Consider the following 11,894-nt stretch of genomic DNA (forward strand, 5'->3'; position numbering starts at 1 on the left):
ACCACCGCTCGGTCGGGAGGCGCGGTGCGGGCTGGCACCGTGCCTCCCGTCAGGCGGTGTGGTCGCCGACCACGCGTGGGACCGGCAGCGAGTCGCTGGTCGTGCGCAGGGACTCCTGGCGGATCTCGAGCTGCGAGACGGCGAGCGCCGCCAGGTCACGGAGGTTCGCGAGGTCGTCCTCGGTGGCCTGCCGCGGGCGGGTGTCGAGGACGGCGAGGGTCCCGATCGGCGCCCCGTCGTGCTTGACGAGTGGGACGCTGACGTAGAAGCGGATGCCGAGCGGCCCGGTGACCAGGGGGCTGTTCCGCATCTCGGGGTGCGCGGAGCCGTCCGGGATCACGACGGGGACGGGGACCGGCGCGAAGCCGTTGCGGAAGCTGATGCTGCGGGCTGACTCGTCGACGCCCTCGGCGATGTACGACTGGGACCACTCGCGGTCCTCGTCCAGGACCTCGACCAGGGCGATCGGTGCGTCGAAGAGCCGGGCCGCCATCGCCGTCGTGCGCTGCAGCGATTCGTCGGGCAGGGTGTCGAGGGTCGCCGGGCGATCGGTGTCGTGCCGCGTCGGCACCGTGGCCGCCTCGTCGGTCGGCTCGACCACGTGGTCGGCCGTGGCGGTCTCGGCGATCACGACGTCGCGGAGCATCGTGACCAGCTCGGCGCCGAGCGGACGGGCCGCTGGGTCCTGCGCGGTCATGGCACGGAGCAGGTGCTTCCAGTGCTCGGGCAGGGGCTCGGGGACCACGGGGTCGCGGGACAGGCGGGCGACGGCGGACTCGACGAGCGAGCCCGGGAACTCGCGGCGGCGGGTGAAGCACTGCAGCAGCACGAGGCCGAGCGAGTAGACGTCGCTCGGCGGGCCGACCTCGCCGCCGCGCGCCTGCTCGGGGCTGAGGTACGCGGCGGTGCCGGTGGTCACACCGTCGGCGGTCAGGCGTTCGACGCCGGCGGCGAGCGCGATGCCGAAGTCGGTCAGGCGTGCGCGGGCGCGGTCGGAACCGTTGCCGTAGTCGACGAGCAGGATGTTCGACGGCTTGATGTCGCGGTGCACGACGCTGTGGGAGTGGATGTAGTCGAGGGCCTCGGCCATGTCGTAGCCGATCTCGGCGATGTGCCGCGAAGCGAGGGGCCCGACGGCCAGACGCTCCTCGAGGTCCTGCCCGACGACGAGCGACATCACGATGTAGCGCTGTCGCGTGCCGTCCTGCCCGGTGACGACTCCGGCGTCGAGCAGGCTGACGAGGTTGTGGTGCTCGAGCGATGCCAGCACGCCGAGTTCGGCCTCTTGCCGGGCGATGTCCACGATGCCCGCGTGGAAGAGCTTGATCGCGACCGGGCGGTGCAGGCTCTCGTCCACGCCCCGGTACACGACGGACATGCCGCCCTGACCGATCGCTTGCTCCAAGCGGTACCGACCGTCGAGCAGCGGCGCGCTCGCGTCGTGGTCTTCCGTCGGGATCATCCAACCCTCGTTCTCGGCTCCGGCACCAACGATGCATCTTCGCATCCCGACGGGTATCTCGGTGACGGTCGACGTTTCGCGGCTGAACGCGCACCGTTCGGCTTGCAAGACGCCGGTGTTCGCGGGTCGAACACGCGCAGACCGCGGTTCATTGTGCGAACACCGGTGTTCCGCGGGTCTGCCCCGTCAGCGACGCGTCGCGACCGTGCTCACACGGAGGTCCTCGAAGGTGCTGGTGAAGCCGGAACCCCCGAGCGAGATGAGCCCGACGCGGGGCGCACTGCCGAGGTCCGCCGTCCAGGTGCCGCCCCGGACGAAGTGCCGCCCGTCGAGACTCGTGTACGCCGTGTACCGGTCCTCACCCCGGACCTGGCGGTGGACGATCCGGAGCGTGGTGGTGTCCCCGACCGGACCGACGACCATGTTGCCGTAGCTCGGTGCCCCGGCCGGTTGCCCGGACACCTGCTTGCCGAACTCGGTCTGGCGCGTGTTGAAGATCGAGTTCGACGTCAGCCGGACGTAGTCGCCGTCGCTCCCGTACACGATCAACCCGCCCTGCACGTAGTTGCGGCCGTCACCCGTCGCCGGGGTGTCGACGCCCACGGTCGTCTCGACCACCCAGTCGCCGCGGGGTGCCGGTTCGGACAGGACCGATGCGAGCGGGGTCTGCGGCGGGTGGATGTCGGCGTCCTGCGTCTGCCACCGGAGCGTGCCGTCGGCGACGGTCCAGGTCGAGGCGTCGGGCTCCCGCGTCCAGGTGAGCGCAGGCGGCAGCGTGGTGCCGTCGAACGAGCTGGACAAGCTGCGGATGGTCCGCCCGGGCACGTCGTCCGGGACCGCACGCGGCCGGTACGAGGCACGCTGCCCCGGCTGCGCGGCGGGGCCGGGCTGCACCGAGTCGGAGGGACCGGCACCGCCGCGGACGACCGGCCAGCCGCCCCGCCAGTCGAGCGGGTCGATCAGCGCCGGCCGCTTCGTGTACGTCGGCTGCCCCGCGTAGTACGGGTCGTTCCGGTCGGCCGCGTGGTAGATGATCCAGTCCTGGCCGGCGAAGTCGGTGACCACGGTGTCGTGGCCGGTCCCGACCCACCGGTTGCCGTTCTGCGCGAGCAGGGGCGTGCCACCGACGCGGGTGCTCGTGATCGCCACGCCGTCGCGGTCCGTGAACGGTCCGAGGGGGCTGCGGGAACGGGCGACGAAGACGCCGTAGCCGGTCAGGGCACCGTTGCAGCAGTTCGTCGCGGAGCCCATGAAGTACCACCACCCGCCGTGCCGCATCAGGTACGCGCCCTCGTAGCGGTTGTCGATCGCGATCTGCCGCTCGGTCGACGGGTCGGAGCGCAGCCCGTCGGCGCTGATTCGTCGGACGTTCACGCCGCCGAAGTAGCTGCCGAAGTACAGGTAGGTCGTCCCCTTGTCCGTGATGACCTCGGGGTCGAACGCCCATCGCGCGCCGTCGCCGTTCGGTGCGGTCTGCGGTGCCACGACCGGGCCGCCGGAGTCCTTCCACGGCCCCGTCGGGCTCGAGCTCGTCGCCACCCCGACCGCGGAGCCGCCGCCGCTCGGTCCCGTCGCCGACGGGGTGTCCGAAGCCGCGTAGTACAGGTACCAGGTGCCGGCCCGGCCACGGTCTCCGGCGCGGTACACGACGTCCGGCGCCCAGATCCCGTTCGCGTCGCCGACCCAGGCGGGCTTCGTCGGGAACGCGTCGTTCACGTACGTCCAGTGGGTGAGGTCGGTCGACCGGTAGGTGGGCACCGCGTGCTGCACGAGGGACCCGTCCGGGTTCTGCTCCGTCGCGGTGAGCGCGTCGGTGGTGCAGTACAGGTACCAGTTGCGGTCGCGTCCGGCTCCGTGGATCACCGTCGGGTCCGCGCAGCTCGCGGCCGTCTGCCCGTCCGGCAGGCTGAGTGCGACGGGGTTCTGGTGGCTGGGTGCAACGCGGCCGTGCCGGCTGGCGGGACTCGACGCCACGGTCGTGGTGGTCGCCCGGGTGGTCCCTCCCGGCACCGCGGACGCATCCGCCGGTGCGGCCTGGAGGCCCGTGGTCGCGACGCCGAGGAACGTCACGACGGCGAGGAGTGCGGTGGACGATCGGCGCATGCCTGACCTGCTCTCGTCGTTGAGGGAGGTGCTGCTGGAGGGACTGCGGGTGTCGACGGGCGACGTGCGCGAGCGTACGCTCGGCTCGACGAAGGAGTCATGCCATGCCCGCGAGGTTCGTCTACTGGATCAACGTCTCCGTCGACGGCTTCGTCGAACGGGCCCCCGGCGAGCACGACGGCCCGGACGGACCCGACTGGATCCGGATCGACGAGCCGCTGCACCGCGAGTTCAACGCCCGGGCCGCCGCGATGACCCTCTCCGTCGAGGGCCGCGTGGTGCGCGACATGATGGATCCGTTCTGGCCGGACGCCCGGCACGACGAGTCGATGCCGCAGTACCTGCGCGAGTACGGCGAGATCTGGACCGCGCAGCCGAAGGTCCTGGTGTCCCGCACCCGGACGACCGCCGACCACGACACCCGGGTCATCGGTGGTGACGGCGACGCGATCGCCGAGCTGGCCGCGATCCGTGCCGACGGGGAGGGCGACATCGGCGTGGGCGGGCCGAGCATCGCGAGCCAACTGCTCGACGCCGGACTGCTCGACGAGGTCATGCTCTTCACGCACCCGTCGGTGCTCGGCGCCGGCCGACCGCTGTTCGATCCGCCGCTCTCGGGGCACCGGCCGCTCGTGCAGCTCGACCTGCTCGAGCAGCAGCGGTACGACAACGGCGTCACCCTGCACCGGTACGACGTCCGGCGGTCCTGAGCCCTCGGGGCGTCAGTCCTGGTCGGGATCGGTGGCGATGATCCGGACGTACCAGGCGCTGTCCCGGTCGCTGTCGAACCCGTTGAAGGAGACGCTGTCCGCTCGGCGACGCAGCTCCGGTGGAAGGTCGATCCGCTGTGCACCGTCCCGGCAGGACATCGGCTCCGTCGGTTGGGTCTGTGCGGCGCCCGCCGACCCGATGGTGAAGGCGCCCCTCATGTGCCCGTCACCGAAGCACGAGAACTCGAGGTGGTCGACCGGCTCCGGGTGCGGGAACGTGATGGTGACGCCCGTGCCCGGGTCGTCGCTGTCGTCGTCCCCGGGCGACACCGCGGCGAACAGGACGCCGAGTTCGGCATCCGGCTCGACCGCTCGCTGCCGCTTCTCCCATGCGTGCAGCGCAGCCTCGTCGACGGGCGGCGGCCCGGCGCAGCCGGCCAGCAGGAGCACACCCGCGATCGCGGGCAGGAGCAGGGCGGGAACGGAACGCACGCTGTGAGCCTAGTGACGCGGTGGACCCGCACCGCGGAACGACGGGAGGCGCGGTGCCGGCCGGCACCGCGCCTCCCGGCCGTGGGGTGGTCGCGTCAGACGTCGCGCCGGCGCGCGAGCGTCAGGGCGAGGCCACCGATGACCAGGACCTCGGCCGCGAGGACGCCGAAACCGCCCCATCCGTTGAGCACGACTCCGCTGGTGTCGGCCTCGCTCGCGCCGTCGTACGCGTAGGCGTAGAGCTGGCCGCCCGCCATGTCGGGCAGGAACGCCGCGATGTTCGTCGGCCACTCGACGTTCATCAGCCCGGCCATCAGGCCCAGCACGACCGGCAGGACCAACAGGATGCCGAGCGTGATCGCGATGCCGCCGGCGCTCGAACGGACGAGCAGACCGATGCCGTAGGCGAGGAGTGCCAGCAGGGTCAGGAAGACCGACGAACCGAGGATCGGCATGAAGACCGACGGGTCACCGATCTCCGGCTCGACACCGTTGCCGGCGAGCAGCGGGAGCGAGATGAGGACGCCGATCCAGGTGGCGACGGCACTGACCACGAACGTCGTGACGGCGAGCACGGTGGCCTTCGCCAGGATCACGCCGGTGCGGCGGGGGTCGGCGGTGAAGGTCGAGCGGACCTGGCCCGTGCCGTACTCACCGGTGATGATGAGGACGCCGAGCACGCCGACGACGAGCGACGAGAGCAGGACGCCGACGGTGTTCGCGTTGACGAACGTGCCGTTGGCGATGTCCGTCGGCATGTCCTGCCCGCCGCTGTTCGTGTTCGCACCGACCAGCGCGGCCATGCCGATCGTCACCACGACCAGGATCGCGTAGCACCAGAACGTGGACCGGATGCTGCGCAGCTTGATCCACTCGCTCCGCACCAGGTGCGGGAACGACAGGCGGGTCGAGCCGCTCATCCGGGTCGACGGCGTGGTGGGCGAGGTGGTGGCGCTCATCGGGTGCCCTCCGATCGGTACTCGACGTCGTCGCGGGTGAGGGCCATGTAGGCCTCTTCCAGGCTCGCGCCGGTCGGGGTGAGTTCGTGCAGGGGGACGCCGGCCTGCGCGGCGATGTTGCCGACCGTCGGGGCGTCGGGCCCGACGACGAGGAACGATCCGTCCTCGCGCTGGGTGACCGCCGCGTTCGGGCCGATCGCGGTGAACAGGCCGTTCGGGTCCGGCGTGCGGACGATGACGCGGCTGACGGCGGCATCGGTGCCGGCAGCGGCGCCGCCACCGGCGACGAACTCGGCGATCGGGGCGTCGGCGAGGACCTTGCCCCGGCCGAGCACGACCACGCGGTCGGCGGTCTGCGCCATCTCACTCATCAGGTGGCTGGAGAGGAACACCGTGCGACCGTCGGCGGCCATGCGGCGGGCGAGCTGTCGTACCCACACGACGCCGTCGGGGTCGAGGCCGTTCACCGGCTCGTCGAGGATCAGCGTCTTCGGGTCGCCGAGCAGTGCGGCAGCGATTCCCAGGCGCTGCCCCATGCCGAGCGAGAAACCGCCGACGCGCTTCTTCGCGACGGAGTCGAGGCCGGTCATGTCGATGACCTCGTGCACGCGGGACTTCGGGATGCCGTGGGTCGCCGCGAGGGAGAGCAGGTGGTTGTAGGCGCTGCGGCCCGAGTGCACGGCCTTCGCCTCGAGCAGGGCGCCGACCTGCCGGAGCGGGTCGCGGAAGCTCGTGTAGGGCTGGCCGTTCACGGTGGCGCTGCCCGACGTGGGCCGATCGAGCCCCATGATCATGCGCATCGTGGTGGACTTCCCGGCGCCGTTGGGCCCGAGGAAGCCGGTCACACTGCCGGGACGCACGACGAAGGAGACGTCGTCCACGGCGGTCTTCGGACCGTACTGTTTGGTGAGATGGCTGACTTCGATCACGGCCTCGACGCTACGGGAGGGGCCGTCGGCGCCGCGTCCGCCGTTGGGGGGAGATGTGTGCTCCCACAGGGTGACGCGGGGGTGGCGCCGGGCGGGATCACGCGGGTACGGGCGGGATCGCGCGGCTCTTCGCGCTGGGCGACGGTTCACGCGCGCAGCCGGCCGAGAGGTGTCGTTGGACGCGAAGTGATCAGGCGGGGTGGTGCGCCGGGCGTTCGTCGCCAGGGTCGCGAGCGAACGCGAGGCTCTCCTCGATGATCGACAGCACGACCGCGAGTTCCTCGACGTCGCGCGGCCCGTAGACCATGAACTCGGTTCCGTGGTCCTCGTACTGGTGCGGGATCGCCCAGCCGAGCTCGGTCAGTTCGGCTCCCCGTGCGACCGGGAGACAGAGGTGGACCGAGGTGTCCTCGACACCGTGCAGGTGCACGGGCTCGAGTCGTCCATCCGGCGCCAATGAGGTCCACGGGACGAGGTGGTCGCGCTGATCGCGCAGGAACAACGCGCGTGACGAAGCCGGCGACACCTGGCTGTGCCCCTCTTCGACGCCGGGCAGCGCGACGGCACTCCCGACGAGCGCTCCCCACAGTTCCGGCGTCGCGCGGTCGGTGAGCTGACGCTGGGGACCGGCGTCGGATACGGCGGGCCGTTTGCCGCGGCGGATGGACCTGATCATCGCTCGACGATACCGTCTCGGCCGGGCTGCATCGCCCCTGTTCGGACCTTCACGAGCACGGGGAAGCGTCCGCGTCGACCTCGTACGCTTCGAACCGGTCGTCGGCGAGGACCGCGTCGATGAGCGACCGCGACCCGGCGACGATCGTCGAGTCCCAGTCGATCTCGGTGGCGAGCACCCACTCGTGTCCCTCGGGCCAGAGCATCTGCGGGGTGTGCCCGAAGTGGACGGACGTGCCCACGCGGGCGTCGTCCGTCCAGGACGGGTCGCTGAGCTGCGGCAGGGACATGGCGAGCAGGAAGCACTCGCGGGCCGGCCACAGGAAGCGCGGACCCGCGAGCGACTCCCGGAGCACAGCCTGCTCCCGCCGGTGCTGCGCCTGCCTCCAGGCCATGTCCTCCTGCATCTCCGCGCGCTCGGCCTCCGTCGGCTCGCCGCTCCCCTGCCACCCGAAGCCCAGCGTCGACGTCCCGTTCAGGTCGCCCCATCCGTCCCAGATTGCCCCGACCAGGTCGTCCGGCGTCGTCGTCGCGTCGGCGAGGAGCCCGGTGAGCCCGGCGAGGTGCGCCGGCTCGTACCAGCCTTCCTCGGGTGGATGGACGACCCAGCCGTCCTCGAAGGGCAGGTCCGACTCGTCGTCCCGACCGCTGAGCGTCCGCCACGACACGAGGGGGGCGATCGTCCGACGGGTGCGCTCGGCGACGTCGGCCCAGCGCCACTCGGCCGACTCGATGACCGGGTGCTCGTCGTACTCGTCCACGGTCGCACGGTCTTCGCGATCCGCTCGGAGCGGGTGCAGGATCCGTACGTACGCCTCGAACCCGGTGCCCGCGACGCCGCCGAACGTGGCGAACGCGCCGGCCCGGGCCAGCAGCCAGTCGCCGCGTGTGACGTCCTCGATCAGTTCCACGTGCCGAGCCTTGGTGCCCGCGTAGGTCAGCTCGCCTGCGGGCGGGGAGCGCGGAGGCCGGGGAACTCGTCGTCGCGCCATTCGCCATCGGCACGCGTGCCGTTGGTCACCGACTGCTCCTCGCGCTCCCGGAGCTCCACACGGCGGATCTTGCCCGAGATGGTCTTGGGGAGCTCCGCGAACTCGACGCGCCGGACGCGCGCGTAGGCGGGGAGAGCCGTGCGTGCGTACTCCAGGACCTGCCTGGCGGTGTCGGCCGACGCCTCCCATCCGGTGGCCAACGTGACGTACGCCTTGACGACGTTGAGACGGGCGTCGTCGGGGGCCGGGACGACCGCGCTCTCGGCCACGGCCGGGTGCTCCAGCAGGGCGCTCTCCACCTCGAACGGCGACACCTTGTAGTCGGAGGACTTGAAGACGTCGTCGGTGCGGCCGATGAAGGTCAGTTCGCCGTCGGCGTCGCGGACGGCGATGTCGCCGGTGTGGAAGAAGCCGTCGCGCATCGACGAGGCCGTGCGGTCCGGGTCGCCGAGGTACTCGGCCATCAGGTTGACGGGCCGCTCGGTGAGGTCGAGGCAGACCTCCCCCTCGTCGCCCGGTTCGCCGGTGACGGGGTCGAGCAGCGTCACGGTCACGCCGGGGAGCGGCTTGCCCATCGCCCCGGGCGTCACGGCGGCCCCCGGGGCGTTCCCGATGATCGCGGTGGTCTCGGTCTGCCCGTAGCCGTCGCGGATGGTGAGTCCCCACGCCGCCTCGACCCGGCCGATGACCTCGGGGTTGAGCGGCTCGCCGGCCGAGATGAGTTCACGGAGCGCCCGCGGCTTCGCGCCGAGCTCGGACTGCAGCATCATCCGCCACGCGGTCGGCGGCGCGCAGAACGTGTTGACCTCGGCGCGCTCGAGCTGCGCGAGGAGTGCACCGGGGTCGAAGCGCGCGGTGTTGTGGATGAAGACGGTGGCCTCGGCGATCCACGGCGCGAAGAAGCAGCTCCAGGCGTGCTTGCCCCACCCGGGCGAGCTGATCGTCATGTGCACGTCGCCGGGTCGGACGCCGAGCCAGTACATCGTGCTGAGGTGCCCGACCGGGTACGACGTCTGGGTGTGTACGACCATCTTCGGCTTCGACGTCGTGCCGGACGTGAAGTAGACCAGGCACGGGTCGGTCGTGCGGGTGAGGACGTGGGGACGGACCTCGTCGGCGGGAGCGGGCTCGCCCAGGTCGCCCGGGTACTCCGTCCACCCGTCAGCGGGACCGCCGATCACGATGCGCGTGAAGGACCCGCGGACGTCGTCGTACTTGTGCGTCTCGCCCCGGTTCGTGACGACGTGTGCCACAGAGCCCCGGTCGACGCGGTCCTGCAGGTCGGCGGTGTCGAGCATGGTCGAGGTCGGCAGGATGACCGCTCCGAGCTTGATCACGGCGAGCATCGTCTCCCAGAGCTCGAGCTGGTTGCCGAGCATGACGAGGACGTGGTCGCCCTTCCGCACGCCGGAGCCGTGCAGGCGCGCGGCGAGCCGATCGGACCGTGCGGCCATCTCGGCGTAGCTGAACCGCTGCTCCCGACCGTCCTCCTCGACGATCCAGAGCGCCGTGCGGCCGTTGTCGGTCGCGATGACGTCGAACCAGTCGGTCGCCCAGTTGAACGTGTCGCCGACGTCCGGCCAGCGGAACCCGGCGCGTGCCGCTTCGGGAGAGTCCGCGGCGAGGAGCTGGTCGCGGGCGGCACGGTACGCGTCGGTCGGGTTCACAGAAGACACGGACCGATCATGCCGTATCCGGCTCGGAGTCGATCGATCACGCGAGTCCCCGGATCCAGCGGTCGAGCCAGGGGATGATGCTCGAGAGGTCATCCGCGTCGATCACGTCACTCGCGGCCGCGCGTGCCGTCGGACTCGCGTTGAGCGCCAACGCACTGGGGAGCGCCTGGAAGAGCGGGATGTCCGAGCGACTGTCCCCGACGGCACAGCAGTGTTCGATCGGTACACCGAGGTCACGAGCGAGCGCGAGCGCCCGGTCCCGCTTGTCGAACTCGTCGAAGTGCTCGGTGACGGTGCCGTCGTGGACGCCGCCGTGCTCGCCGACTCGGGGCCCGCCGTTCGGGACGAACCCGAACCGCCCCGCGAGGAAACGGGTCACGGGCTGCCACGCGAGCGACGCGAGCACGGGTTCGACGTCGTGGGCACGGCACCACGCGACGACGGTCTCGGTTCCGGGCAACACCGGCAGGTCGTCCAGCCACCGGTCGACCGTCGCGACGGACGTGCCACGCCACCCGAGTGCGTCGACCTCGCTGACCTGCTGGTTGGTGAGGTCGCCGTCGGCGTAGCGGGCTTCGGCGTCGTCGAGCGCCTCCTGGTGCCCGAACCGGGCGGCCAGGAAGCTGCTGCTGGAACCGGGGCTGACGAGGGTTCCGTCGACGTCGAAGAACACGATGCCGACGGTCACTGCTGGCCGCTCCCCCGCACGACCGCACCGAGCACCCGGATCGTCTCGTCGGTGTCGACGTGCAGGTGCGCCCCGATGCCGAGCGCACGTGCGGCCTCGATGTTCTCCGGCACGTCGTCCACGAAGAACACCTCGTCCGGGTCCGCCCCGAGACGCGCGAGCGTGATGCGGAACGCCTCGGCATCGGGCTTGTTCACACCGATCTCGTGTGAGTAGCAGATCGGGTCGAACACCTCCGAGAACCGGAAGCGCCGCTCCTCTTCCTCTCGAGCACCATCGCCCGAGTTCGACAGGATCGCGAGGCCGATCGTGCCCCGGAGTCCGGCGAGGAAGTCGTACAACGGCTGGTTCAGGGTTCCGCAGTATGCATCCCAGAAGTCGGCCCGCATGACGGCGAGCTGGTCGGCCTCCAGTCCGAGCGCCGTCCCGATCGCGCCCCAGTAGCGATCGACGACGCCGGTCTGTCGGGAGGCGTCGGGGAGGTCCGCTGCGACCAGGCGAGCGGAGAAGTCGTCCGTCGTCATCCCGAGACGCTCGGCCCACCGCGCCCGGAACTGCCCGGGCCAGGCGGCGTCGTCGACGAGTTCGAGGACTCCGCCCACGTCGGACAGCAGCCACCGCACGGCTGGCGCCGCGGACCCGGCCGTCCCGCCGGTCACAGCGAACCCCGCAGCTGCCGGATCATCTCGACCTCGAGTTCGCTCGGTTCGAGGACGTACGCCTCGGTCGCCCCCGTCGGCTCGTAGCCACGTCGGGCGTAGAAGGCCTGCGCACGGTTGTTCCCCTGGTGCACGTGCAGCCGTAGGGCCGACCCGTGCGCAGCTGCCCACCGCTCGATCTCGTCGAGCAGCGCGTCGGCGACCCCGGCGGGACGACCCCGGTGCGACGGTGCGACGTAGACGCCGACCAGGAGCGGCCCGACCCGGGGACCGGGCACGAACACCCCCATCGTCCCGACCCACCGGCCGTCGGCACCGATCGCGGCGAGGGTCGTCCCGCCGACGTCGTGCTCACGGCGGCCACGTCGACGCCACTCCCGCTCCTGCAGCCGCTCCGCATCGGCGAGCCGCTCCCCGTACGCCTTCGGGGTGTCCCGGAGCATCTCCAGGCGCAGTGCTCGCACGGATTCCCAGTCGTCCTCCGTGGTCGGTCGGATCGTCGTTCCCCGCATGGCCCGAGCATAGGGGCGGCCGGCCCGGAGAACTCGT

General features: G+C 71.4%; 12 protein-coding genes. 1 reads left to right on the plus strand and 11 read right to left on the minus strand.

Features of this window, described 5'->3' with window-relative positions:
- Nucleotides 1-49 precede the first annotated feature (49 nt).
- Together Q9R26_RS17985 and Q9R26_RS17990 are read right to left on the minus strand one after the other, a co-directional pair.
- Nucleotides 50-1,462, minus strand: coding sequence for a GAF domain-containing serine/threonine-protein kinase (locus Q9R26_RS17985; RefSeq protein ID WP_311228110.1), 1,413 nt, complete (start codon nt 1,460-1,462; stop codon nt 50-52).
- A 186-nt stretch (nt 1,463-1,648) separates the two neighbouring features.
- Nucleotides 1,649-3,565 carry a family 43 glycosylhydrolase gene (locus Q9R26_RS17990; RefSeq protein ID WP_311228111.1) on the minus strand — a complete coding sequence of 639 codons (1,917 nt, stop codon included), beginning with the start codon at nt 3,563-3,565 and terminating at the stop codon, nt 1,649-1,651.
- 104 nt (nt 3,566-3,669) lie between these two features.
- Between Q9R26_RS17990 and Q9R26_RS17995 the strand changes: the two genes are divergently transcribed.
- Nucleotides 3,670-4,275: a dihydrofolate reductase family protein gene (locus Q9R26_RS17995; RefSeq protein ID WP_262137523.1), complete on the plus strand. Its 606-nt coding sequence runs from the start codon at nt 3,670-3,672 to the stop codon at nt 4,273-4,275.
- Between the two features lie 12 nt (nt 4,276-4,287).
- On the opposite strand, the gene Q9R26_RS18000 is transcribed toward Q9R26_RS17995, so the two are convergent.
- The 9 genes from Q9R26_RS18000 to Q9R26_RS18040 form a co-directional block, all read right to left on the minus strand.
- A complete protein-coding gene (locus tag Q9R26_RS18000; RefSeq protein ID WP_182066937.1) occupies nt 4,288-4,767 on the minus strand; it encodes a hypothetical protein in 480 nt (159 codons plus the stop codon).
- A gap of 95 nt (nt 4,768-4,862) precedes the next feature.
- Nucleotides 4,863-5,726: an ABC transporter permease gene (locus Q9R26_RS18005; protein ID WP_259581618.1), complete on the minus strand. Its 864-nt coding sequence runs from the start codon at nt 5,724-5,726 to the stop codon at nt 4,863-4,865.
- The gene (locus tag Q9R26_RS18010; RefSeq protein WP_111031071.1) at nt 5,723-6,655 is read right to left on the minus strand and encodes an ABC transporter ATP-binding protein; all 933 of its coding nucleotides are present in this window, start codon (nt 6,653-6,655) and stop codon (nt 5,723-5,725) included. The genes Q9R26_RS18005 and Q9R26_RS18010 overlap by 4 nt, the downstream gene beginning before the upstream one ends.
- Nucleotides 6,656-6,845: 190 nt before the next feature.
- Nucleotides 6,846-7,331: a luciferase family protein gene (locus Q9R26_RS18015; RefSeq protein ID WP_311228112.1), complete on the minus strand. Its 486-nt coding sequence runs from the start codon at nt 7,329-7,331 to the stop codon at nt 6,846-6,848.
- A 49-nt stretch (nt 7,332-7,380) separates the two neighbouring features.
- Entirely contained in the window at nt 7,381-8,241 is an 861-nt protein-coding gene (locus Q9R26_RS18020) for a hypothetical protein (protein WP_311228113.1), read from the minus strand.
- A gap of 26 nt (nt 8,242-8,267) precedes the next feature.
- Nucleotides 8,268-9,989, minus strand: a complete 1,722-nt coding sequence (locus tag Q9R26_RS18025; RefSeq protein WP_311228116.1) for an AMP-binding protein — start codon at nt 9,987-9,989, stop codon at nt 8,268-8,270.
- A 46-nt stretch (nt 9,990-10,035) separates the two neighbouring features.
- The gene (locus tag Q9R26_RS18030; RefSeq protein ID WP_311228114.1) at nt 10,036-10,686 is read right to left on the minus strand and encodes a haloacid dehalogenase-like hydrolase; all 651 of its coding nucleotides are present in this window, start codon (nt 10,684-10,686) and stop codon (nt 10,036-10,038) included.
- Nucleotides 10,683-11,345, minus strand: coding sequence for an HAD-IA family hydrolase (locus Q9R26_RS18035; protein WP_311228115.1), 663 nt, complete (start codon nt 11,343-11,345; stop codon nt 10,683-10,685). Before Q9R26_RS18035 ends, Q9R26_RS18030 begins: the two co-directional genes overlap by 4 nt.
- Entirely contained in the window at nt 11,342-11,857 is a 516-nt protein-coding gene (locus Q9R26_RS18040) for a GNAT family N-acetyltransferase (protein WP_182067218.1), read from the minus strand. Before Q9R26_RS18040 ends, Q9R26_RS18035 begins: the two co-directional genes overlap by 4 nt.
- Nucleotides 11,858-11,894: the final 37 nt, after the last annotated feature.

The organism is Curtobacterium sp. BRB10, from assembly GCF_031844325.1.
Lineage (GTDB): Bacteria > Actinomycetota > Actinomycetes > Actinomycetales > Microbacteriaceae > Curtobacterium > Curtobacterium poinsettiae_A.